This window comes from Mucilaginibacter sp. FW306-07-L (assembly GCF_058782065.1).
In genome coordinates, this window is sequence record NZ_JBYSXI010000001.1 from 144,416 (window position 1) to 169,190 (window position 24,775).

Here is a 24,775-nt window from a genome sequence, read left to right on the forward strand (position 1 = left end):
AACAACGTTGCCAATAATTCAAGGGTTATTAAAACAGACATTGTGATGATAATGCAATCTATCAATTTTAACCATACCCAACAATTTTATAACAACAAAAAGAAAGTTTTTCTTTCCTTTTTTACAATACGTTGAATAACAATGTTTTGATGCTCATAATTCCAAAAAGTTTAATAATGACAACCGGTTGGAGTATGAAATATGACAGATGGTAAAATCGTCAGCATTTGTGACAGAAAGACATGCTTTTTTGCAATAGCATGGTTTGCTAAATTATATATTTAACTTTATCACTCACACAAAGCCAGTTATGAAAAAAGTTATGCTATTAGCTGCAGCCTGCCTGCTTTTTACAGTAAACCTTGCATTCTCGCAAAACCACAGCACAACAAACAGCCCGTTTATTATGTTGATAGTATGATTATTCATCGCGCTTATTTCGATTTTATTAAGCCGGATAGTATAAAGGAAATACACGTCACTAAAACTGACAAAGAGCATCCTGAAGGAGCTATTTACATCAGCCTTAAAAATCCGGATTATTTAAAAAGCATGCTTGCCGATAAGCTGTTATCCATAAACGATATTTTACGCATGAAGGGCATAGCGGTAACAAAGAAACAGCCGGTGATATATGTATGGAATGACAAGCTGTTAACCGATACTGCCAATATACGCGTGCCCGAAAGCTACCTGAGATCGGTAAAGTTAACACCGGCTGTAAACATGCCTTACTTTAAAACCGCGTTGCCCAATACATCAGTAATAAAAATTTTTATTGGTATTGATGACGGAAAGGTGATTATAAGGGGAGCCGAAGCAAGCTGCTAAACCTTTGTTGCTTTTTTTTGGCTTATTAATATTCATTAGCAGATATTTGCCCCTCTTAACAAGCAAATAATGGCAGACGAAAAAATAATATTCTCGATGGCCGGGGTAAATAAAATATTCCCGCCGCAAAAACAGGTTCTTAAAAATATATACCTCTCTTTCTTTTACGGTGCCAAGATCGGTGTTATCGGTTTGAATGGCTCGGGTAAATCATCGTTACTAAAAATTATTGCCGGGGTTGATAAAAGCTATCAGGGCGAGGTGGTGTTTTCGCCAGGCTATACTGTGGGTATGTTAAGCCAGGAGCCGGAGCTCGATCCTGAAAAAACCGTACGTGAAGTGGTTGAGGAAGGCGTTGCCGCAATAACCTCGATACTGAAAGAGTATGAAGATATAAACGAAAAATTCGGACTGGAAGAGTACTACAGCGATGCCGATAAAATGGATAAGCTGATGGCCCGCCAGGGTGAATTGCAGGACAAGATAGATGCCGTTAACGCCTGGGAACTGGATACCAAGCTGGAGCGCGCCATGGATGCGCTGCGCTGCCCGGAACCTGATACCAAAATAGCCGTATTATCAGGTGGTGAGCGTCGTCGCGTGGCTTTGTGCCGCCTGTTACTACAGGAACCGGACGTGTTACTGCTGGATGAGCCGACCAACCACCTGGATGCTGAATCAATTGACTGGCTGGAACAACACCTGCAACAATATAAAGGTACCGTAATTGCCGTAACGCACGACCGTTACTTTTTGGATAATGTAGCCGGCTGGATACTGGAGCTTGACCGCGGCGAAGGAATCCCTTGGAAAGGTAACTACTCCTCGTGGCTTGACCAAAAGGCCAAACGCCTGGCACAGGAAGAAAAAACCGAAAGCAAACGCCAAAAAACCCTGGAGCGTGAGCTGGAATGGGTGCGTATGGCACCAAAGGCCCGCCAGGCAAAAGGCAAGGCCCGTTTATCAAACTATGAGAAACTGGCATCCGAAGAAACTAAAGACCGAGAAGACAAGCTGGAGCTGTTTATTCCGCCTGGCCCGCGTTTGGGTAATGTGGTTATTGAGGCCAGCAATGTTACCAAAGCGTATGGCGACCGTGTATTGTTCGAGAACCTGAGCTTCTCGTTGCCGCCTGCGGGTATTGTGGGCATCATAGGCCCTAACGGCGCGGGTAAAACCACCCTTTTCCGCCTGATTACCGGGCAGGAAACACCGGATGCCGGCACTTTCCGTGTAGGCGAAACCGTAGCTTTAGGATATGTTGACCAGATGCACGACGATCTGGATGCCAACAAATCCGTTTGGGAAAACGTTACCGGCGGTACTGATAATATAGTGGTAGGTAACCGTACCATTAACTCGCGGGCTTACGTATCGCGCTTTAATTTTAACGGTGCCGATCAGCAGAAAAAAATAGGCGTGCTATCAGGCGGTGAGCGTAACCGCGTTCACCTGGCCATCACCCTGAAAAAAGGGAGTAACGTATTGCTGCTGGATGAGCCTACCAATGATATCGACGTAAATACTCTGCGTTCGTTAGAGGAAGCGTTGGAAAATTTCGGTGGTTGTGCCGTAGTGATCAGTCACGACCGTTGGTTTCTCGACCGTATATGTACCCACATACTGGCCTTTGAGGGCGACTCGCAGGTGTACTTTTTTGAAGGTAACTATAGTGAGTACGAGGAGAACCGCAAAAAACGCCTGGGTGATGTGGCGCCGAAACGCATTAAATATAAAAAATTGGGTTAACCCTTTAAAATGCCGGTATATGCCGGCATTTTTTATTTGCACGTGGCGGCTTAATCCCAAATTTATAATGCCTTTTTAATAATTGTACGGTGCCAAAGGCCTGTAATAAGTATTCGTTTGTAAAAAATGAGTATAATTCAGGTAACAATCGTAATGTATTTCCATTTTATAAAATCAATAATTAGATTTGCGCATCTTAAAAAAAGGTTCTTTAATAAACATGAGTTCAATCGAAATAAATAAAGACACCTACCTGATGTGGTACGAGTCAATGCAGTTGATGCGCAAGTTCGAGGAAAAAACCGGACAACTTTATGGTCAGCAAAAAATCAGGGGCTTTTGCCACTTGTATATAGGTCAGGAAGCTGTGCTTGCCGGTGCCATGTCGGTAATACGCCATGAGGATAGCATGATCACCGCTTATCGTGATCACGCTCACGCGCTTGCAAAAGGTACAACTCCAAAAGCTATCATGGCCGAGATGTACGGTAAAGCTACAGGTTGCTCAAAAGGTAAAGGAGGCTCTATGCACATGTTCGACAAGGAAAATCATTTTTATGGTGGCCACGGCATCGTAGGCGGACAAATTCCGTTAGGTGCAGGTGTTGCTTTCGCCGAAAAATATAAAGGTACTGATAACGTAAACATTTGCTACATGGGCGATGGTGCCGTACGTCAGGGTGCTTTAAATGAAACTTTTAACATGGCCGCCCTTTGGAAACTGCCGGTTATCTTTATTTGCGAAAATAATGGTTACGCCATGGGTACATCAGTAGCGCGTACTACTATTGAACCGGATATATTTAAATTAGGCATACCTTATGGCATCCCTTCATCACCTGTTGATGGTATGGACCCGGTTGCTGTACACAACGCTATGGACGAGGCCGTGCAACGCGCCCGTGCAGGCGAAGGCCCAACCTTTTTAGAAATGCGTACTTACCGCTTTAAAGGCCACTCCATGTCTGACCCGCAAAAGTACCGTACCAAAGAGGAGCTGGAGAGCTACAAAGCGAAAGATCCTATCGAGGTAGTGAAACAAACCATCGTAAAAGAAGGTTATGCCGATGAGAAATGGTTTGAGGAGATTGATGCCAAAATTAAAGCTACGGTTGACGAAGCGGTACAATTTGCTGAAGAGTCGCCATGGCCTGAAGCATCAGAGCTTTATACTGATGTTTATGTGCAAAAAGATTATCCTTACATTTTAGACTAACCATTATACACACAAATATAATATGGCTGAAGTAGTTAAAATGCCAAAAATGAGCGATACCATGACTGAAGGGGTATTGGCTAAATGGCATAAAAAAGTTGGCGATCAGGTAAAATCAGGCGATGTATTGGCTGAGGTTGAAACTGATAAAGCCACGATGGATTTTGAATCGTTTCAGGATGGTACCCTGCTTTACATCGGTGTTGAAGAAGGTGCCGCCGTACCGGTTGATGCTGTTATTGCCGTATTAGGTAAAGAGGGCGAAGACTACAAAGCTGCTCTTGACGCTGAAGGCGGTAGCGCACCGGGTGAGAAGAAAGAAGAAAAACCGGCCGAAGAAAAGAAAGAAGATAGCAAACCGGCGGGCGAAAGCAAACCAAAGGTTGATCTTTCAAGCATACCTGCCGCGGTTATACGTATGCCTTTACTGAGCGATACCATGACCGAGGGCGTGATCAACAAATGGAATTTTAAAGTTGGTGACAAAGTAAAATCTGACGACTCGTTAGCCGATGTTGAAACCGACAAAGCTACCATGGAAGTTGTTGGTTACGAAGAAGGCACCCTGCTTTACATAGGCGTTAAAGAAGGCGAAGCCGCCAAGGTTAACGACATCATTGCCATTGTAGGTAAAGAAGGTACCGACATACAGCCATTGCTGGATGGTGGTGCCGACGCTGGTAGCAGTAGCACCGGCGGTAGCAGTGAAGAGAAATCTGCCGAAACTGCAACTGCTTCTGCAACCGCTACTAAAGAAGAAACTACTACTAATGACGACGACAGTCGCGTTAAAGCTTCTCCATTAGCACGTAAAATTGCTAAGGATAAAGGTATCAACCTTAACGAGGTAAAAGGCAGTGCTGATGGTGGCCGCATCGTGAAGAAAGATATTGAGGGCTTTACCCCATCAACTAAAGAAATTCAGGAAGCCGCTACCAAAGAGGCTGCTGCTCCGGCAAAAGCCGAAAAAGCTATCTCATTGCCAACTTATACCGGCGAAGAGAAATTTACCGAGAAACCGGTTACGCAAATGCGTAAGGCTATCGGTCGCCGTTTGGCCGAAAGCTTGATTACCGCGCCGCATTTCTTTGTAACCATGGCTATTGATATGGATGCAGCTATAGCCGCACGTACCAAAATGAATGACATTGCGCCGGTTAAATTATCATTTAATGATTTGGTGCTTAAAGCCTGTGCCGTTGCATTGAAACAGCACCCGGTTATCAACTCATCATGGTTAGGTGATAAGATCCGCTTTAACGAGCATGTACACATCGGAGTAGCCGTAGCGGTTGACGAAGGCCTGCTGGTACCGGTTATTAAATTTGCTGATGGTAAATCATTAAGCCACATCTCTGTTGAAGTTAAAGAATACGCCAAAAAAGCGAAGGACAAAAAGCTTCAACCTAACGAAATGGAAGGCTCAACCTTCACCATATCAAACTTAGGTATGTTTGGTGTTGAGGAGTTTACCGCTATTATTAACACCCCTAACTCATGTATATTAGCCGTTAGCGGTATACAGGCGGTACCGGTTGTTAAAAACGGCGCGGTAGTACCGGGCAACGTAATGAAGGTTACCTTAAGCTCTGACCACCGCACAGTTGACGGTGCATCAGCAGCCGCCTTCCTGCAAACGCTTAAAGCACTATTAGAAGAACCGGTAAGGTTACTGATATAATTATTTGATTTCGGAAGTCGGATTTTTCGATTTCGGAATTTAAAAAGCGATGGGTTTAGGCTCATCGCTTTTTTGTTTTTAATAAGGCAATTGTATGTACCTTTAATTTTAAATGAGTAACAAATGGCATCCAATTTATTAGATACAAAAACTGTAAATCTTAATGATGTTTTAGGGAATGGTAAAATCTATAGTGTTCCACAATTTCAACGTGATTACTCTTGGGATCAAGATAATTGGGAAGATTTATGGACTGATATATCAATAGTTCGAAGCAGCGGACATCCGCATTACATGGGATCTGTTGTTTTACAAAACAACGGGCCAAAACAATTTTTGATAATTGACGGTCAGCAAAGATTCACAACATTAAGTATTTTGACGTTGGCTTTTATTTCCAGAATTAAAAAGTTAGCAGATGACGGAATAGATATTGAAGCAAATAACGAACGGGTTGATATACTTATGAAACAGTATATAGGTCAAAAAGATCCGGCATCTTTACGATACTCAAGTAAGATTTTCTTAAACGAAAATAATGACGGTTTCTATCAACAACGGCTTTTATCTTTCAGGACACCTGTTAATGTGAGTAAATTATCTGATTCGGAAAAACTAATGTGGGAGGCATATACGTTTTTTCAGAAAAGTATAGATAAAGATTTCAAATCAGAATCAGGAGAAGGATTAGCCAATATATTAAATAAAAGTATTGGTGATTTACTAATGTTTATACAAATAACAGTCGAAGATGAATTAAACGCTTACACAGTATTTGAAACGCTTAATTCAAGAGGTGTAGATTTAACTTCTACTGATTTGCTTAAAAATTTTCTGTTTTCGCTTGTTGCAAAAAGCAGAACCGATTTGGACCAAGTGAAGAACCAGTGGAAAAAAATAATTGATTCAATAGGTTTAAAAGACTTCCCGATCTTTTTAAGATATTATCTACAAGCAACAAGACAGATGGTTACTAAAGAATCTCTATTCAAGGTAATTAAACAATATGTAAAAACAGATACTGATGTTTTTGATCTGCTCGACCACTTGGAAAAATATGCTTATATCTATATAGCATTAGGTTCTTCTGATGATGAACTTTGGCTTGTAGACAAAGAATTAAGAAATTCCATAAATGCACTCAAGATATTCAGAGTTACTCAATGGAAACCATTAGCTATGGTGGGATATGAAAAATTGAACCTTTCCGACTTTAAACGGTTATTGTTCGCAATCGTATCTATTTCATTCAGATATAACGTTATAGCTAAGTTGCAAACCAATGAAATGGAGAAAGTTTACAGTAAATCTGCTATAAACCTTTTTAAAAACCCAAATCCAACATTTAATTCAGCCGTTAACGACATTAGGGTGCTTTACCTTAATGATGATGAGTTTAAAAATTACTTCCAAATCAAACAATTTAAAACCGGTAATAGTGCGGATAAAAAACTGCTCAGGTATACGCTTTATAAACTGGAACATCAGGAGAGTGGAAAATCTTATGATTTTGAGAGTGACAATGGTACTATAGAGCATATATTGCCTGAAAGTTACCCGGTTACATGGCAAGATGATTTTACAGAGGATGAATTTAATCGTAATCTTTATTTATTAGGTAATTTAACATTACTTGAGCCATCAAAAAATAATAAGGAAGCAGCCGATTTAGATTTTGAACATAAAAAAGAGGTTTATACAACAAGTCAGTATCATTTAACTAATTCAATTAATAGTGATAGCTGGACGCCTAACTCAATTAGAAACAGACAAGCTAAGTTAGCTAAAATAGCGACAGCTATATGGAAATTATAGTTTAAACATCCCATGCTCTACATCGCCATCATCGCTGCCATTATCATTTCCTATATCCTGTTCCAGCGGAAGCATAAAAGGGCGCTTACACAGGTTATCCTTACGGTTGCACAAAAAAAATTGCTTGCGCAGCACATCGACTTTTATAACACCTTGAACGATACCGATAAGCCTTATTTTGAGGACAAGATAGAGCAGTTTCTGGATACGGTGCATATTGAAGGGGTTGAGCTGGAGGTTAATGATGTTGACCGGCTGATGGTGGCCTCAAGTGCGGTAATACCCATCTTCGCTTTTAAGGGCTGGAGCTATCGCAACGTGACCAACGTGCTGCTCTACCCTGATACTTTTGACGAGCAGTACCAGTTTGAGGGCGACAGCGGCCGCAATATTATGGGCATGGTGGGCAGCGGTTACATGAACGGGCAGATGATCCTGTCGCGCAAGGCGCTGCAAAAAGGCTTCTCCAAAAATTCGGGTGCTGAGAATACCGGCATCCACGAGTTTGTACACTTGTTGGATAAGGTGGATGGCGCTACCGACGGCATCCCGGAACAATTGCTGCCGCATGAATTTATCAAACCCTGGATACGCATGATGCACCAGGAAATCCGGAAAATAGAAGAAGGAAAATCGGACATTAACCCATACGCCGCTACTAACGAGGCGGAGTTTTTCGCGGTAGTGTCCGAATACTTTTTTGAGAAGCCCGACAAACTGCAGGCCCGCCACCCGGAACTGTATGACCTGCTGAGCAAGGCTTTCGGGCAGCACCCGGCCGCTAATTAACCCCAATTAGTTATCTTGGACACATATTTGCTGTATAATTACCGTAACTATGCAAAACAGATCGAACACAGGCATCATCATCGCGCTTATTGTTATTGGCTTCTGGGCGGTGTCTATCTCCCTGCTGATGCAATGGACTGTGGATTTTACTAACCCACTGCTTTACCTGTTCATATTGCTGCAAATGCACTTGTATACCGGCCTGTTCATTACCGCGCACGATGCTATGCATGGCACGGTTTCTTCCAACAAAACTATTAACAACGCTATTGGCTTTACCAGCACCTTTTTATACGCTTCGTTCTGGTACCCGCATCTGTATAAAAAACACCACATGCACCACCGGCATGTACATACGGACGATGACCCGGATTACCATCACGGCAGTTTTTTAAGCTGGTATGTGCGTTTTATCCGCAACTATTTATCCATCTGGCAGATCGTTATTATGGCGGCCTTGTTCAATATTTTAAAGTTATTGATACTACAGCCCAACCTGCTCCTCTTTTGGGTAGTTCCGTCTTTATTGAGCACACTTCAACTGTTTTACTTCGGCACTTACCTGCCGCATAAGGGCGAGCATGATAATCATCACCAATCCCGCAGCCAGCGGCGTAACCATGTGTGGGCTTTTTTAAGCTGTTATTTTTTTGGTTATCACTATGAGCATCACGAGTCGCCGGCAACGCCGTGGTGGAAACTTTGGAAAGCACCGTTGCCGCCCCAATCGCAGGCAACTAATAAATAATATATACTACCCGCCATATTAGGCCGTTTTGAACTAAACAATCGCTTATGCTTAAAACCATACTATCATTTGTATTTATATCTCTTTTAGGAGCAAGCGCGTTCGCGCAAACAGACAGCACCACCAAGCCGTCCGCAGTAAAAACACTAAGTTTGAAACAATACGATGCCTTGCAAAAGGGCGACGACCTGTATAACATGAGTTGGGCCGCGGAACTGAACCATTACCCGGCACCAGATAAAGTACTTGCCGCGAAAGATAAATTAAAGCTGGATGACGCGCAGGTAAGTAAAATAACCGCCATCAGTACCGAGCTGATCCGTAAAAAGAAAGAGATGGGCGTATTTATCATCCGTAACGAGCGGGCTATCGACAGCCTTTTCAGGATAAAAAAGATAAACGACGGCAACCTGATTTATTATACCAATCGCTATGGCATATACCAGGGCGAACTCAGGAATGCCATTTTACAGGCATGTTTAAAAACACAAAAGCTGCTCACTGCAAAGCAAATAAGTAAGTTTGAGCGTTTCCAGGATAACAAGTAGCAATTTGCCGTTGGTTTTATTTAAATTTGGCACTTGATTGATAGAGTTGTATGAAAATTTCATTTGATTTTGAGAAACCGTTAGCCGAACTGCAACAGCAGATTGACAAGGTTGTACAAATAGAAGATAAGAACAAGCTTGATATGTCGGCCACCATTGCGGAGCTGCAAACCAAGTTTGAACAAGCTAAAAAAGACATATATGGCAACCTTACCGGCTGGCAAAAGGTGCAGATCTCACGCCACCCGGAAAGGCCTTATACTTTGCAGTATATAGAGCTGATGTGCGACGATTTTATTGAAATGCACGGCGACCGTACTGTAGGCGATGATAAGGCTATTGTAGGCGGCTTTGCTACCCTTGGCGGCCAAACGGTGATGATCATCGGCCATCAAAAAGGCCGTAACACCAAGGAGCGCCAGTACCGTAACTTCGGCATGGCCAACCCCGAGGGTTACCGCAAGGCTTTGCGCCTGATGAAACTGGCTGAGAAATTCAACAAGCCTGTTGTTACTTTGATTGATACGCCGGGAGCTTATCCGGGTTTGGAAGCTGAGGAACGCGGACAAGGTGAAGCCATCGCGCGCAACCTGCTGGAGATGTCGGTACTTAAAGTGCCGGTTATCTGCGTGATCATAGGCGAGGGTGCATCGGGCGGCGCATTGGGTATTGGTATTGGCGATAGGGTATTGATGCTGGATAACTCATGGTATTCGGTGATCTCGCCTGAAAATTGCTCAACCATCCTTTGGAAAACCTGGGAAAACAAGGAACGCGCGGCAGAGGTATTAAAATTAACCTCGACCGAGATGCTGAAAAATAAACTGATTGACGGCGTAGTAAAAGAGCCTCTTGGCGGCGCGCATCAAGACCCGGTAGCTATGGCCAACATCCTGAAAAAGCAATTGGTTAAGGAACTTAACCAGCTTAAACAAAAGGACATTACTCAACTGGTATCTGAGCGTATTGATAAATTCTGCTCAATGGGTGTAGTTATTGAGGATGAACCTGAAGTTGCCGAAGCCCCTGCTCCGGTAAAAGCAACAGAATAATATTAGTAACAACTATTTATAACAAGAAAAGCGGCCATACGCCGCTTTTCTTGTTTAATATCGGTACCGCAATTATTGCTGCGGTACCCCAAACTTACTGCTGAAGCCTTTAAGCTGATCGCTATAAGTTTTATTTAATGTGGTTTGATGGAAATCTTTAGTAAGGCCTACCAGCCCGTTTAATAACGACATGGTGAACTGTATATCCCTGTCATCGGCGGCTGCATTGCCATCCTGTAACTGCGCGTATTTAAAGTCGAGCATGTTAACCAGGTAGTCGTCAATTTGTCCGGCCAGTTTGTTACCTAACTTGGTTTCGCCTACACGGTAAGCGCTTTCCAGCAGGTAATATTTGCGTACAGCTACTTCCTGCACCGGTATGTCTGATGGCATTTCGGCATCATACTTGGCAATCAGTTTTTTAACCTGGTCGTTTTTACCTTCTTTGATCAGGTTATCAGCCAAATTCATATACATGCGCGAGATCAATGGATAGAACATCGTCAGCGACTCGTGATCCAGATATTTTGCCGTTTTAAAGTTGCCATATTTAAACTTGTTAACCAGGTTATCATACATCTTTTGGCTGTTAGTAGCCTCAAGCGGTGTAACGGTGGTATCCGGTTTTATTGGCATCAGGTGGTATGCGAAGCCCTCGTTGTAAAGGTAACGGTCAAGGCCGATCATATTTTCGCTGCCTACGGTAACGGCAAAGTAGATCGGGCGTTTCCAGTTGTTATGTGCCAGTATATCCAGCAGGGCAAGGTTATCTTTAGTGATGTAATTACCCGGATACTTCCATTCAATGGCGCTTTCAGCCTGTGCTACCTTATCAGCAGGTACAGCACCTGATTTTACCGCCTCGTTAACATCAACCGAAAGCTTGAAGTTTTTAGTGGGCAGATAATTGGTTTTTTCGCCGCTTTGCAGTTCAGCCTTGGCACGCGGATCATCAGAGGTTATAAAATCAAATAACTCTTTAACATCAGTGTATCCCGGTACGTTGCCATCGCTGTAATAGATCACGTCACGAACGCCGGCTTCAAATTTGTCATTTGCCATGCTGATCGGCAGCGGTGCCGACTCGTTCATCTTGCCCTTCATCTGGCGGATGTACCAATCGGTACCCAGCAAACTCAGGTTGACAATGCGTATATCAGGCCTTACACCTTCAACCTCCTGAATGTACCAAAGGGGATAAGTGTCGTTATCGCCGTAAACAAACAGTATGGCATTAGGCTCGCATGAGTTTAGATAATTGTAAGCCATATCATGAGGGGTAAGCTTGGTCGAGCGGTCATGGTCGTCCCATTCCTGGCTGGCCATCAGTGCAGGTGCCGCCAATAAGCATACTACTGTTGATATGATGGCAGCCGTCTTGGCGTTCAACCGGCTTAATATCTCCGCAATAAATAATACCCCCAGGCCTATCCATATCGCGAATGCGTAGAATGACCCGGCGTAGGCATAATCACGCTCACGAGGTTGTAGTGGGTCCTGGTTAAGGTAAAGCACAATAGCCAGACCGGTAAAGAAGAATAGTACGCCCACAATACCCGCATCCTTTTGGTTACGGCGGAAATGGTAAACCGCGCCCATCAGGCCGATGATCAACGGCAGCGCGTACATGCGATTGTAGGATTTGCTTTTGGTCACCGAGTAAGGCAATGGCTGATTTGGCCGCAGGCCGGTTACCCAATTACCATCAATACCACCGGCATCAACCTGCCCATCCAACTCGTTGGTACGGCCAACAAAGTTCCATAAAAAGTAGCGGGTGTACATTTGCGTAACCTGCCAGCTCATAAAGAATTTTAAGTTGGTAACCAAGTTAGGATGCTCTTCAGCACCCAGGCCGGTCCATTGGCGATAAAACTGCGCATGGTTAGGTTTATCGCTAAACATACGCGGGAACAAGGTATTACGATCATAAATATTTTTGATCTTTTTACCGGCTACCTCATATTTCTCCTTGCCACGACGGTATATTTTAGCGCCTTCTTTTTGATCGGTAATTTGTGAATCAAAGAACTGGCCGTATAGCAATGGCGTATCGCCATACTGGTCACGGTTTAAGTAACCGTTAAGGGCGAATGCATCCTGCGGATCACTGTTGTTCAGGTTAGTGCCTGCCTTAGCACGGATCACGATCATCACGAAAGAGCTGTAACCGAATAGTATAAAGGCCAGACAAACTAAAAAGCTGTTCAGCGCGAAGCGTTTTTCACGGATTTTAACCACATACTCAAGGAAGGCCAACACCGCTATGGCTACAATGGCACCCACAATGCCGCTGCTTATGCCTGCAAGCAGTACAAAAAATACTGCCGTGGCTATTATAGCGGGTTTAACCGGGTTAATGGTGTAGTATATACCTGTAACCAGTAATGCTATCAGCAATACAAAAAAGGTAATGGCACCCGAGCCGAAACCCATGCCCAGCGTATTTACAAATAACAGGTCAGAGAAGGCGGCTCCCTTAACGGTAAACTGAATTACCCCCCATAGCACAAATGCCACGGCAACTACACCACCAAAAAACCATAACAATGCTCCCGAAGCGGTGGCTACTTTTGCCTTACGGAAGTAAACAACTAAAGCTATGGCCGGTATAACCAGCAGGTTTAGTAAGTGAATGCCGATAGAAAGGCCCATGATGTAGGCTATGAATACGATCCAGCGGTTGGCGTGCGGCTCATCGGCATGGGCTTCCCATTTCAGGATGGCCCAAAATACGATAGCTGTACATAACGATGATTCGGCATATACCTCAGATTCAACGGCCGAGAACCAGAATGTATCAGAAAATGTATAAGCCAGTGAACCTACCAGGCCCGAACCTATAATCAGGATGATGTTAGCGGTAGTTATTTGTACGCCCGGTTTAACCAGCAGCTTTTTAGCAAGGGCGGTTATCGTCCAAAATAAAAACAGTATAGTAGCGCTGCTTGATAAGGCCGATGCCATGTTGGTAAAGTAAGCTACCTTGGTATTATCGCCCATGGATAGGAGCGAAAAAACCTTGCCGATCATAGTAAACAGCGGCGCGCCGGGCTGGTGAGCCACCTGCAAACGGTATATACAGGCAATAAATTCGCCGCAATCCCAAAAACTGGTTGATGGTTCGAGCGTTAAAACGTAGGTAACGGTGGCTATCAAAAAGGCAAGCCAGCCAAAAAGATTGTTTATCTTGTTGTAATTCATCGTGAAATGATATAAATACTATACAGCTTTATAAGCTGCCGAAAATAACAAACAATCCTTAATGTTACTATTAAAAACTTAGTAGTTAACATTTTTTAACGCCGGGAGGGTAAGGGCTAAATAAGCCGCTTAAATTATTTTCAAAAAAATTTTTACCATTTCAAAAAACGTCTTACATTTGCATTCCGTTCAGAAAAGCAATTATCTAACGGAGATTGCCTGATAGTATAATGGTAGTACGACGGTTTTTGGTACCGTTTGTCTTGGTTCGAATCCAGGTCGGGCAACAACAAAAAATTCGGATTTTGAATTTTCAGTTTCGGTTAAACCGATAGAGAATTTGAAATCCGAATTGTGTTTTTAAGGTTTTATACGAATAAAAGCGCATTGTAACAGATGCTGCCCGATGTTCGAAATCCAAATAAAATGCCGTTACAGTTTAACCCTGTTAAATTATTCTCAGGTTCAGGTTCAAAGCAACTGGCTACCGAAATATCGGAAAGCTATGGCCGTGAACTTGGCGAGGTAGTTCTTTCACGTTTTAGCGATGGTGAGTTTCAACCTCACTTTAACGAGTCGGTACGTGGTTGCGATGTATTTTTGATACAATCAACCCACCAGCCTACGGATAACCTGATGGAGCTTTTGATGCTGATTGATGCGGCCCGCCGCGCTTCGGCTCACTATGTAACGGCTGTAATACCTTATTTTGGGTTAGCGCGCCAGGATCGTAAAGATAAGCCTCGTGTAGCCATTGGTGCCAAGCTGGTTGCTAATTTATTGGTAGCAGCGGGCATTAACCGCATCATGACCATGGATTTGCACGCAGCGCAGATACAGGGCTTTTTTGATATCCCGGTTGATCACCTGGATGGCTCAGTTATATTTGTGCCTTACATCAAAAGCCTGGGGTTAAGCAACCTTACCATTGCCTCGCCGGATATGGGCGGCTCGTACCGCGCACGCACCTTTGCCAAATTTTTTAACGCCGAGGTAGTGATTTGTGATAAGCGCCGTAAACGCGCCAACGAGATCGAATCAATGACGGTGATAGGTGATGTGGTTGACCAGGATATTGTATTGATTGATGATATTTGTGATACCGCCGGAACCCTGTCAAAAGCAGCGGGACTTATAATGGAGCGTGGCGCACGCAGCGTAAGGGCGGTATGTACACACCCGGTATTGTCAGGCAAGGCTTATGAAACGGTTGAAAAATCAGCTTTAACAGAACTGATTGTTACCGATACCATACCGCTTAAATACCAAAGCGATAAGATCAGGGTACTATCAACCGCTGAGCTTTTTGCTAAGGCCATAACAAACGTGAACGAACATGGCTCAATAAGCCAGTTGTTCAAGGTAGATTAAAAATAGTATATAGTTCATGGTTGATAGTAATCAGCCTTAACTAAATAAAAGAATTTATGGCGCTATGAACAATGATCCATACGCCATGAACTAACAATAAATAAACAAATATAAAAATGAAATCATTTGCTATTAGCGGTTCTCTGAGAGAGAACGTAGGGAAAAGAGATGCTAAAGAGCTGCGCTACCAAAGCCAGGTGCCTGCAGTTCTGTACGGAGGTGAAACTCAAACTCACTTCTCAGTATCCGCAGCTGATTTGAAAACCGTTATTTACACACCGGTTGTTCATTTCATCGACCTTGACATTGCCGGTACAAAAACACAGGCTATCATTAAAGACATTCAGTTCCACCCGTTAACTGAACAACTTTTACACGTTGACTTTTTACAACTTGATGAGAACAAACCAATCGCCATCGAGATCCCTGTAAAATTAACCGGTACTTCTCCGGGTGTAAAAGTAGGTGGTAAATTAGTTCAAAAATTACGTAAACTTCGTATCAAAGGCTTACCTAAAGATCACCTTGATAACATTGAAGTGAGCATTGAGGAGCTTGAAGTTGGTAAATCAGTTCGCGTTAGCGATATTAAACTGGAAAACCTGCAAATTACCAATGCCCAGGAAGATACTATCGTATCAGTAACTACATCACGTGCGTTACGCCAGGCAGAGCAGGAAGCTGCAAAAGGTAAATAATCCTTTTTGTTAAGATGTAAAAAGGGCCTTGTTTTAATTAACAAGGCCCTTTTTTGTTTATTAATAACTACCAGGCTGTTTCACCATAGTCGCTAAAGAATTTGCCTGTGGGGCCGTCTTCGCCAATAATGGCATAGTCAACCAGTACTTTTGCACCTTCCTCAACAGTTTTAGGGCCGCTGTGATTATTAAAGTCTGTAGCGGTATAACCGGGGTTGACACTGTTCACCTTAAAGTTGGTATCCCGTAATTCATAAGCCAGTGTTATGGTAAAGGCGTTCAATGCGGCTTTGGATGAACAATAAGCTACCGGTTTCACTTCATAGTGCTCATAATTTGGGTTGGTTTGGTTGCCCAGTGAACCCAGGTCACTTGAGACATTGACAATGCGCGGCGCGGCCGACTTTCTTAAAAGCGGCAAAAAGGCCTGTGTAACTTCAATCACCCCGAAAAAGTTGGTATCAAATACCTGGCGCAGGGTAGGCTGATCTACAACCAAAGCATCCTGTGGGTAACTTCCCGGAATGCCGGCATTGTTGATCAATACATCAAGGTGAGGTATTTGACTTTCCAGCTCCTGTTTTGCTTTCGCGATGGATGCGCTGTCGGTTACGTCAAGTTGCAGTAGGTCTACATCCTGATATCCGGCTGCTTTCAGCTTTTCAACAGCTTCGTTTCCGCGGCTAAGGTCGCGGCTGCCTATGTATACAAAGTAACCCTTTTCTAAAAGTTGTTTGGCGGCTTCAAAGCCGAGGCTTTTGTTAGCACCTGTTATTAATACGGTCTGTTTCATTTTTGTTGTTTTATTTGATGCAAATATGGTTAGCCGGTAGCATAAAGCATTTGCCAAATGGCAAAAAGTGTTTAAGAAACCGCTTTACGTACCCGGCTTAATGATGATTGCGTAATACCCAGGTAAGAGGCCAGGGCAGACAGCGGTACCCGGTTAGCTACTCCGGGGAATTGCTCTAAAAAACCAAGATAGCGTGTTTTTGCATCCTGATTGATCATGGTTTGGGCAGCCTGTACCTTGGTCATCAGCGAGGATGAACCTATTCGTACAAACATATCATTCCAGTTGGGTATAATAGTGCCAAATTCAGTAAAAGCTTCACGGCTCAGCACTAACAGTTCGCAGTCGGTTAGTGCCTCAATGTACTCAGCAGTATGTGTTTTATTATGAAAGCTGTTTAAATCAACCACGTAACGATTTTCCGGAACAAAGCAGCGGGTAAATTCTTCGCCCTTGTTGCTGTAATAACAAACCCGCATAACTCCATCGGTTATAAATCCAACACGGTTGGCTATGGTCCCAGCTTCAGAGAAGTAATCACCTTTATTGAGGTAAAGCGGTGTAAGCCTCGATCTGATCAGCTCAATTTGCTGCGGGGTTAAATGGCCAAAGCGTAAAAGGTAATTAATGATCTGCTCCATACAAGTAAAGATACAATGGGCGAATGTAAACTAATTTGCCATTTGGCAAAAAGCATAACATTGTTAAATTTGAATGATAGAAAATTATCTGCTTATGTCATCCTATACTGATGTTGAACTGGTTAATAACGAAGCCATGCACAATTTTGAAATGGTTGTAGACGGCCACCGTTCCTTTATTGATTATATCAGGAAAAACGATAAATACTACCTGGTGCATACCGAGGTTCCGCAGGAGCTTGAGGGTAGGGGCGTAGCATCAGCGTTGGTTGATAAGGCATTGAACTATATTGAAGCGCACAACGGCAAAATAGTACCGCTGTGCGTATACATACAAAGCTTTTTAAAACGCCACCCGGAGTGGAGCAGGATAGTGGCATAAAGCTATTTCGCTTCGTCTTTTTTATCTTTATCGTCGTTTTTTTCTTTGTCCTTGTTACGGTTCCGGTTCAGCTTTATTTTGATCTTACCGTCGTCGCCATCAGCGGCCAGCAGGTGCAGCACGATGCCTTTCATGCGCTTTTTGCTGCGCTCGGCAGGGTCGGTTATTTTATAATCGTCCTTCGGGTTACGCAATGGCACGTCAATAGCGATGTTGGTTCCTTTATTTAAAGAGTAAACACCTTCCATATCTATATTTAACACGCTCGAGCTGATCTGCATCGGCCGGATATTGATCTTTTCGCCACGTAGATCAAATGTGCCGCTAAGCTGCGGAAAAGTAATATTATCCAAATCACGGAACGGAAAAGCGAACTTACCCACGCTCTTTATGGGTGCGAACGATTTTAGAGCGCCATTTTTAAGATCAAAGGACAGCGTACCGAACACCGACCGTGGCACCAGGCTGCCATCATTAGTAATACGTCCTTTTACACTGGCATTTGAGGTTAGGTAACCGCTTAGGTTTTTACTGGTAAGGCTACTCAATCCAAAATTATCAAACGCGTAAAAAAATGTGCTGATGTTCACATTGTTCACCTTTGTTTTAATATCAAAGGAGTTTGAATTGCCTTCCGGCTGCACACGGCCGCTTATGTTGAGCGAGCCACCGGCGTGCTTCAGGCTGATGCTGTTAATGGTAACACCATTATTGGTAAGCTCCGCGCTGGCAATAGCATCTGTAGCCACAAACTTTTTATAATAAACCTTTTCAACCAGCATATGTAATTCCGCGTTCGATTTTTCGAATACATCATTCAACTGATCGGCCAGGTTACCGTTATTGGTTTTCTTCACCGGCTTTTTACGTACGTTAACCTTTTTGTTCAAGAAGCTTAAAAATTCGCCCAGGTACATTTGCGGACTGCGCACATACCAAGTCAGTACCATTTTTTCAGGGTCTTTATAATAAAGGTTCAAAAAGTTGTTCACCCGGCCGTCCATATTTACTATACTATGGCCGCTTTGCAAGCGTATGTTTTTAAACACCAGATCGTTATCGGTAAAGTACAGCGAGAGTGATGAGTTTTTAAGGTTAAGCGCGCGGGGTACATAGGTCATGTCTGCATCCTTTACATGAACAGCTCCTCTAAATACCGGTTTGTTAAGCTGATAATCAACAATATCAGCCTTGTAGTGCAGGTTCAGGTCGGCGGTTCCCTTGTTAAATTTAAGCTGATCTGAATCGAATACATTATTCAGCTTGGCTACATTAAACTTTGAACGAAACGCGCCCGAAGCAATAGGTTTGATCAGGTTTACAATGGTGGTGGTATCCATAGTAAAAGGCATACCCTGATAGTTACCGGTGAAATTATACAAGCCTATAGCGGAGTTCTCATCGCCCAGATCCTTCCCTTTTTCAAAACCATTGGTAAATATGCCGTTAAAGCTACAATTACTCATTACGCCGCCTGGTGTTTTCAGAGTAGCATCGCTTACTTTGCAATGTACGTTAATGGCCGGATCACCGCCACCGCCAAAATCACCAACCAATGATGTAGTTACTTCCAATGGTTTGGATATAGCAAACATATTAAGCTTGGCTGAAATGTTAGGAGCCAGCAGGTCGGCTGCGTGTTTCCACAGCAGTTCATCAACCTTTATGTTGATCGTGAATTTAACCGGATCTTTAGCCGTTTCAAATTTTGCACCGATAATAAAAGGATCTTCACCAATATTTAATTTGTTAGGTGCTACAGTGATAACGCCATCTTTTTCAGTGTACTGAATATCGAACGGTCCGCGCAATTGTTTGTCCTTAATAAAGCTACCCCGTTTGGTGTTAAAGGCCAGGCTTTTTACTTTTGTATCCAGGTTAATCTTAGCTTTCCAGCCTTCGCTCGGGTAGTCAACTTTACCTTTTAGGGAATTGACGTAAAAACTAAATAATTTGTTAGCTTTTTGATTGTTAAGCGCAAAGGCTACGTTGTTCAGGTCAATCCGTTTAATGATTGCCGCCGCACCTTCATCGTCATCTTTTTCTTTTTTATCATCCTCTGGTTTAGGCTTGCCTTTTTTAAACACTGCGGTATTGCTATAGCCGGTGCTATCAGTAAAAAAGTCTATTGAGGCGTTGTTTATGCTGATTTTCTGAATATTAACGCTGCCGCCAATCAATGACAAGGCGTTTACTGCCACTTCAACATCGCCCGCCTGTAGCAGCGTATGCTTATGCTTTTGCCATTGATTATCTTTGAGGGATACATTCTTTAATGATACTGCAACATTAGGGAACGCCGAAAAAAAAGTTGGGTCGAGCTCACCAATTACCAGCTTACCGTCAATGCTTTTATTAACGGTTTGGGTAATAAGGATTAACACCTTTTGTTTATTAAAGGTGATATATAGTGTTGCGGCAATAAATAAAAGCAGTATAAGTGTTATTATCCCACCCAATACTTTTAAGGTAGTTTTAAACCATTTAGGCATATGTTACAGATGATTAGAATATATTACGCCTGATAATACAAAAGGCATTCCAATCAATCGGCCTAAACCATTCAAGAATAGACTTATCCTTTAAGATGCTGCCATATTACATCAAAAACGTCAGGCGCGTTTAAGGTGCCCGCAATGGCATGATCGGTTATGAGCACCGGCTTGTACTGGTTATCAATGTTAACCCTGCCATGCGATCCTTTAATGAGCGTGGCATCCAACGGTATTACATCCATTACGTAGCGGAAACCGGCTTTTTTGCGCAGTAGTTTATAACCGGCGCGAGCCTTTGAGGTCATGAACATTTCTACGGGATCATACCCCGGCTTTTTGTGGATGTCGACTACCCGTGCATAGTCGGGCGCAACGGCATCATCCAGCCAAAAATAATAGGTAAACCAGCTATCCTTATCAGCCATTACTACCAGGTCGCCGGCGCGTTCATGGTCAATATGGTATTTGGCCTGTTCCTCACGGTCAAGCACCAGTTCAACGCCTTTAACCGATTTAATGAGGCTTTTTACTTTTTCAGTAACCGACGGATCATTAATATAGATATGCGCAATCTGATGATCGGCCACGGCAAACGCTTTTGATGCGCCTGCGTCCAGTAATTCCAGACCACGCTCAATACGTATGCCCAGCATATCGTGTTGGCGCAGCAGGCGGTTCAAGTGTATCGGATTGTTAACCGGGGCAATGCCGTATTCAGATAACAGGATGATCTTTGCACCTTTTTGCTCATAAAAAGTAACCAGGTCTTTTACTACCTCATCTATTTCCTTTAATTCAGGGGCGATCTTCGCGGTATCAGGTCCGAACTTTTGCAGGCAGTAATCTAAATGTGGCAGATAGATCAGTGTAAGGGTAGGGTTATGCAGATCATCTGTATGCATAGATGCATCGGCTATCCACCGGGTTGATTTAATACTAGCACCCGGTCCCCAGAATTGAAATAGCGGAAACTGGCCCAGCTTGGTTTGTAATACATCGCGCAGTTCGGCCGGGTGCGAATAGCAATCCGGCATTTTACGGCCATCCGCCAAATAATTAGGGCGAGGGGTAACCGAATAATCGGCATTAGAGTACATATTGTACCACCAAAACATCATGGAGGTGGTGAAGGATGGGTCTTCCTTTTTGGCTTTGTCCCATATCTTTTCACCGTTAACCAGTTTGTTCGATTGTTTCCAGAATTTTATTTCGCTATCCACACGGTCATACCAGCCGTTGCCTACAATGCCGTTATCTGCTGGCCACTTGCCGGTTAGGTAAGCCGATTGTGCCGCTGTGGTAACCGCGGGTAAAAGCGGCTCAATGGTAGTGAGGTTTTTTTTAGCGATGTATTGTTTCAGGAAAGGGGTATGCTCGCCTATAACCGAAGTGGAGAGGCCAACAATATCAATAACAACCGTTTTATTCATAAGTACGATGTATTAAATGCTCAATTTGATTTTTACCCAGGCCAGTTCGCGACTGATAGATTGTGCCATGGGTACCTTTAGTTCGGACGGTAATACGCTCCAGGTATAAGTTTCGGCTTCCAGATGTTTGGTAAACGGCTTGTTCTTCCATATCTCGAGCACCTCGCTTATATCACTCTGGGTTGATTGCAGCAAGCCAAAATCTTCTAAAAATATCGGCACATGAAAATGCGCCCGCCATTCGCTGGCATCATCTTTAAGCAGTAGGGCATCGGTCAGGTCAGGGTAGCGGGCCAGTTGTCCGTTATGCAACCGGGCAATAACTTGGTGCAGGTAGGTAGGTTCATCAAATTTGGCAAACTCATTCAATATAGCTTGTTTATTATCCGGTTCGCCTGTAAATGTAGCTTTGAGGGCGGCACTGATCTGTATTTTGCCGATTAATATGCCTTTTGCCTCCAGTTCATCTATCACCGCCTGATGCGGCTCATAGCCAATAGCGAAGTGGCAAACATCATAACATAACGTAATGTGGCGCTTTATCAGGGCTTCGGCTTCGTGGGCTAACAAATTGAGCTTCTCCGCGAAATGGGTAATGCCATGCGGAAGCAAAACCTGCTCATACCAATCAATAAATTCACGACCGGTTTCTATTATGCCATCCGGCTCCGGCTCAATATCCAGGTGTAGTAAAATGCCGGTTTGCTGATAAATATTGCTTAATTCCTCGGCAACTAAAAGTATTTTTTTTGTGGCTACAAATTTAGCATCTTCCATTTCAACACCGGTATCAAACCAATGCTTGTAGCTTAACGGCGAAGTAGATATGCCGCCTTCCATGCCCTCGGGCAACAGCGCGGTAAGAATATGGAATAAACGCAAGGTGTAGCCGAGGCGTTCGCTGGTCGTCCAGTCAGGCGCGTGCACCTGGTCTTTCACCACCGTATCATGAAAGCCTCCGTACGGAAAGCCGTTCATGGTAAATACATAGGCGTTATTTTCAAACAGCCATTGCTTAAATCGCTGTATATTATCGCCCATTAATATCTCCACACTGGCCTGGTTTGACAGGCGCAGGCCGATACCCATCGGTTCTTTTGGCGCTAACTGTGCCTTAACCTCCGGAAAGTTTTGCTTTAGGGAAGCGAAATGATCGGCCCAACTTTCGCCGGGATGTATGTTGGTGCAATAAGTTAAATGCGCGTTGTTGATCTGCATAGGTAGATGACGTTTATTGCAACTGGTGTTGCTGGGTATCTGTTAAAATATGGCCGGCCTGTTCAAGCAGGGCGGCATTCATTTCGTGAACTTCCTGCCCTTGGCCTATAGCGGTAAGCAGCATAATGGTAAGCTGTCCGCCCAGGTGTTCCCTGAATTCTTCAAGGCCATCTAGTATCGGGCTATTGCCCTCGTCGTTTACCTGCAATAGCGGGTGGGTAACCTCAAAGCCTAAATCAAGCAACAGTTGAATTACCCTTTGGCTTTCAGCCGATGATAAGCGGCCTGATAGATTAGAGTAAACCGTATCAAGCGCGATGCCCATGGCTACGGCCTCACCATGCCTTACCTCAAAATTGCTCAGGTATTCTAGTTTGTGCGCGCTCCAATGACCAAAATCTAGCGGGCGGGATGAGCCGCTTTCAAACGGATCGGCACCGGCAATATGCTCCATGTGCAGCTTGGCGCAGCGCCAAACCAGTTGGTTCATTACGGTCATGTCACGCTCAACTAAGGCTTGAGCGTTGGCTTCGATCCAGTTAAAAAAGTCAGCATCCTTTATCAGGGCCACCTTAATGGCTTCGGATATGCCCGAACGCCAGTCGCGATCGCTAAGCGTGGTCAAAAACTGCTCGTCGTTAAACACCGCAACCGGCGGAACAAACGTGCCCAGAAAATTCTTTTTATTAAAGTAGTTGATGCCGTTTTTTACCCCGATGCCGGAGTCGTTTTGTGAGAGCACCGTAGTAGGTATGCGGATGTGTTTAATGCCACGGTGCGATACCGCGGCGGCATAGCCCACCATATCCAGCACCGAACCGCCGCCGATGGCCGCGATGTACGAGTGGCGGTCAATGCCGTAAGTGTTTACCGCTTCAACCACCTGATCAAAATACTGGGTATCATTTTTAACCTGCTCACCACCGGGAATAATCAGGATATGATCAACCAGTTTAACGGTATTGTTAGCGGCAAAATAGGCTTTGATGTTTGCTGTTAATTGCGGATGCGCTTCGGCCACACCCTTGTCAATTACGAAAAATATTTTACGCTGAACGGCAGTATTTACCTGCGACGAAAATTGGTTGAAAATGCTATTGCCGGCTTCAAAAAGCCCGGCGGTAAAAAGTACTTTATATTCAAATTTTACAGTGAACGACTGTTGTAAATGCTCCATTACAGCTCCAAATCAAAAAACGTTAAAAAATAAAATCAGGTGACGGCGAATATTTTTGCCAGCCACATGGATAAGGGTAACAGGCAGGCTATCAATAAAGCTACAAAAACTGTGCTGAATGTTGCCGCCCATGCCGCATCCATCAATATAAGGGATATTACGCCAGCCTTTACAGCCGCGCCTATATTTTTACCCACCGGTTGCTGAATAGCTTTTAGTAACGGGCGGAATATCATCCATATAAAAGGGATCAGAAACACAGCGGTTAGTAACAAGGTTCCGTTGCGATAACCAAAGTAAGCGATGATGCCCGCCACAATACCATACAAACCCGATGCTATATACAGGTTGCCCTTGCTGCCGCCATGTACCTCACCACGACTGATCATGGTAATACAGAATATGTAAATTACAGGCACCACAGCCAGCAGATACCAATGCTGCAAAACATCAGGCAATATGCTGATGCCTAACAACAGGTTCAATCCACGGCATAGCCCCATATTAAGCGGCCCGAAAAATGGATGGTGTTTGCTGACCTTGTTATAAAGCAAAGCAAAAAATGCAATGCCCACAGCTAATATACCCGACACGCCTCCGCAAAATACAGCGGCTGCAATGCCTGTTATAAGCAATACACTGCCTAATGTAGCGGCGGATGCTTTGCTGATGATTCCGCTTGGTATGGCGCGCTCGGGGCGTTCAATTTTATCCAGTTCGGCGTCAAAAACATCGTTAAATACAATGCCGCCGCCATACAGGCAGGCGGTTGAAAAGCATAACAGCAGGGTAGTTGACAGATAACCCTGCATCATAAAAGCACCCGAATCGGCAAAAATACCGGTGATGGCTATGCCCGCCAGCACATCAGCTACCGAGGTAACGATGTTGGCAGGGCGCATCATGCGCAGGTAACTGATGGTTTTACTCAAAACAA

The 24,775-nt window shown here is 43.9% G+C and carries 20 protein-coding genes and 1 tRNA gene; 13 read left to right on the forward strand and 8 right to left on the reverse strand.

Translation table 11 applies throughout. From position 1 onward, the window contains the following. Nucleotides 1-417 precede the first annotated feature (417 nt). From AC3WJC_RS00605 to AC3WJC_RS00645, 9 genes are all read left to right on the forward strand, one after another. Nucleotides 418-831 (forward strand): hypothetical protein, encoded by a 414-nt coding sequence (locus AC3WJC_RS00605; protein ID WP_492397126.1) that lies wholly within the window; start codon nucleotides 418-420, stop codon nucleotides 829-831. 69 nt (nucleotides 832-900) lie between these two features. Further along, nucleotides 901-2,580 carry an energy-dependent translational throttle protein EttA gene (gene ettA, locus AC3WJC_RS00610; RefSeq protein ID WP_492397127.1) on the forward strand — a complete coding sequence of 560 codons (1,680 nt, stop codon included), beginning with the start codon at nucleotides 901-903 and terminating at the stop codon, nucleotides 2,578-2,580. Nucleotides 2,581-2,800: 220 nt separating this feature from the next. Then, nucleotides 2,801-3,796 (forward strand): pyruvate dehydrogenase (acetyl-transferring) E1 component subunit alpha, encoded by a 996-nt coding sequence (gene pdhA, locus AC3WJC_RS00615; protein ID WP_492397128.1) that lies wholly within the window; start codon nucleotides 2,801-2,803, stop codon nucleotides 3,794-3,796. Nucleotides 3,797-3,818: 22 nt separating this feature from the next. Continuing rightward, nucleotides 3,819-5,477, forward strand: coding sequence for a dihydrolipoyl dehydrogenase family protein (locus tag AC3WJC_RS00620; RefSeq protein ID WP_492397129.1), 1,659 nt, complete (start codon nucleotides 3,819-3,821; stop codon nucleotides 5,475-5,477). A gap of 123 nt (nucleotides 5,478-5,600) precedes the next feature. Then, complete coding sequence (locus tag AC3WJC_RS00625; protein WP_492397130.1) at nucleotides 5,601-7,292, forward strand: DUF262 domain-containing protein; 1,692 nt, start codon at nucleotides 5,601-5,603, stop codon at nucleotides 7,290-7,292. Nucleotides 7,293-7,304: 12 nt separating this feature from the next. Further along, on the forward strand, nucleotides 7,305-8,081 hold the full coding sequence (locus AC3WJC_RS00630) for a M90 family metallopeptidase (RefSeq protein WP_492397131.1): 777 nt from the start codon (nucleotides 7,305-7,307) through the stop codon (nucleotides 8,079-8,081). Between the two features lie 49 nt (nucleotides 8,082-8,130). Continuing rightward, nucleotides 8,131-8,829, forward strand: a complete 699-nt coding sequence (locus AC3WJC_RS00635; protein WP_492397132.1) for a fatty acid desaturase — start codon at nucleotides 8,131-8,133, stop codon at nucleotides 8,827-8,829. Nucleotides 8,830-8,876: 47 nt separating this feature from the next. Then, complete coding sequence (locus AC3WJC_RS00640; protein ID WP_492397133.1) at nucleotides 8,877-9,377, forward strand: hypothetical protein; 501 nt, start codon at nucleotides 8,877-8,879, stop codon at nucleotides 9,375-9,377. A 50-nt stretch (nucleotides 9,378-9,427) separates the two neighbouring features. Beyond that, a complete protein-coding gene (locus AC3WJC_RS00645; protein WP_492397134.1) occupies nucleotides 9,428-10,429 on the forward strand; it encodes an acetyl-CoA carboxylase carboxyltransferase subunit alpha in 1,002 nt (333 codons plus the stop codon). Between the two features lie 72 nt (nucleotides 10,430-10,501). On the opposite strand, the gene AC3WJC_RS00650 is transcribed toward AC3WJC_RS00645, so the two are convergent. Then, nucleotides 10,502-13,633: a DUF2723 domain-containing protein gene (locus AC3WJC_RS00650; RefSeq protein WP_492397135.1), complete on the reverse strand. Its 3,132-nt coding sequence runs from the start codon at nucleotides 13,631-13,633 to the stop codon at nucleotides 10,502-10,504. 216 nt (nucleotides 13,634-13,849) lie between these two features. Here AC3WJC_RS00650 and AC3WJC_RS00655 point away from each other — a divergent pair. The 3 genes from AC3WJC_RS00655 to AC3WJC_RS00665 all read left to right on the forward strand — a co-directional run bounded on the left by AC3WJC_RS00655 (nucleotide 13,850) and on the right by AC3WJC_RS00665 (nucleotide 15,702). Then, nucleotides 13,850-13,920 (forward strand) — tRNA-Gln (locus tag AC3WJC_RS00655). 139 nt (nucleotides 13,921-14,059) lie between these two features. After that, nucleotides 14,060-15,004: a ribose-phosphate pyrophosphokinase gene (locus tag AC3WJC_RS00660; protein ID WP_492397136.1), complete on the forward strand. Its 945-nt coding sequence runs from the start codon at nucleotides 14,060-14,062 to the stop codon at nucleotides 15,002-15,004. Nucleotides 15,005-15,120: 116 nt separating this feature from the next. Beyond that, nucleotides 15,121-15,702, forward strand: coding sequence for a 50S ribosomal protein L25/general stress protein Ctc (locus tag AC3WJC_RS00665; protein ID WP_492397137.1), 582 nt, complete (start codon nucleotides 15,121-15,123; stop codon nucleotides 15,700-15,702). A gap of 67 nt (nucleotides 15,703-15,769) precedes the next feature. Here the strand turns inward: AC3WJC_RS00665 and AC3WJC_RS00670 are convergent, their stop codons facing one another. Together AC3WJC_RS00670 and AC3WJC_RS00675 are read right to left on the reverse strand one after the other, a co-directional pair. Beyond that, entirely contained in the window at nucleotides 15,770-16,495 is a 726-nt protein-coding gene (locus tag AC3WJC_RS00670) for an SDR family oxidoreductase (RefSeq protein ID WP_492397138.1), read from the reverse strand. A 71-nt stretch (nucleotides 16,496-16,566) separates the two neighbouring features. Beyond that, complete coding sequence (locus AC3WJC_RS00675) at nucleotides 16,567-17,136, reverse strand: Crp/Fnr family transcriptional regulator (protein WP_492397139.1); 570 nt, start codon at nucleotides 17,134-17,136, stop codon at nucleotides 16,567-16,569. 94 nt (nucleotides 17,137-17,230) lie between these two features. On the opposite strand from AC3WJC_RS00675, the gene AC3WJC_RS00680 reads away from it, so the two are divergent. After that, on the forward strand, nucleotides 17,231-17,518 hold the full coding sequence (locus AC3WJC_RS00680; RefSeq protein WP_492397140.1) for a GNAT family N-acetyltransferase: 288 nt from the start codon (nucleotides 17,231-17,233) through the stop codon (nucleotides 17,516-17,518). A gap of 2 nt (nucleotides 17,519-17,520) precedes the next feature. On the opposite strand, the gene AC3WJC_RS00685 is transcribed toward AC3WJC_RS00680, so the two are convergent. From AC3WJC_RS00685 to eboC, 5 genes are all read right to left on the reverse strand, one after another. Beyond that, nucleotides 17,521-20,010 carry an AsmA family protein gene (locus AC3WJC_RS00685; RefSeq protein ID WP_492397141.1) on the reverse strand — a complete coding sequence of 830 codons (2,490 nt, stop codon included), beginning with the start codon at nucleotides 20,008-20,010 and terminating at the stop codon, nucleotides 17,521-17,523. A gap of 83 nt (nucleotides 20,011-20,093) precedes the next feature. Next, complete coding sequence (locus AC3WJC_RS00690; RefSeq protein WP_492397142.1) at nucleotides 20,094-21,443, reverse strand: alkaline phosphatase family protein; 1,350 nt, start codon at nucleotides 21,441-21,443, stop codon at nucleotides 20,094-20,096. A 12-nt stretch (nucleotides 21,444-21,455) separates the two neighbouring features. Then, nucleotides 21,456-22,661 carry a metabolite traffic protein EboE gene (eboE, locus tag AC3WJC_RS00695; RefSeq protein WP_492397143.1) on the reverse strand — a complete coding sequence of 402 codons (1,206 nt, stop codon included), beginning with the start codon at nucleotides 22,659-22,661 and terminating at the stop codon, nucleotides 21,456-21,458. 13 nt (nucleotides 22,662-22,674) lie between these two features. Next, the gene (locus tag AC3WJC_RS00700) at nucleotides 22,675-23,838 is read right to left on the reverse strand and encodes a 3-dehydroquinate synthase (RefSeq protein ID WP_492397144.1); all 1,164 of its coding nucleotides are present in this window, start codon (nucleotides 23,836-23,838) and stop codon (nucleotides 22,675-22,677) included. A gap of 35 nt (nucleotides 23,839-23,873) precedes the next feature. Next, complete coding sequence (gene eboC / locus AC3WJC_RS00705; protein ID WP_492397145.1) at nucleotides 23,874-24,770, reverse strand: UbiA-like protein EboC; 897 nt, start codon at nucleotides 24,768-24,770, stop codon at nucleotides 23,874-23,876. Nucleotides 24,771-24,775 lie beyond the last annotated feature (5 nt).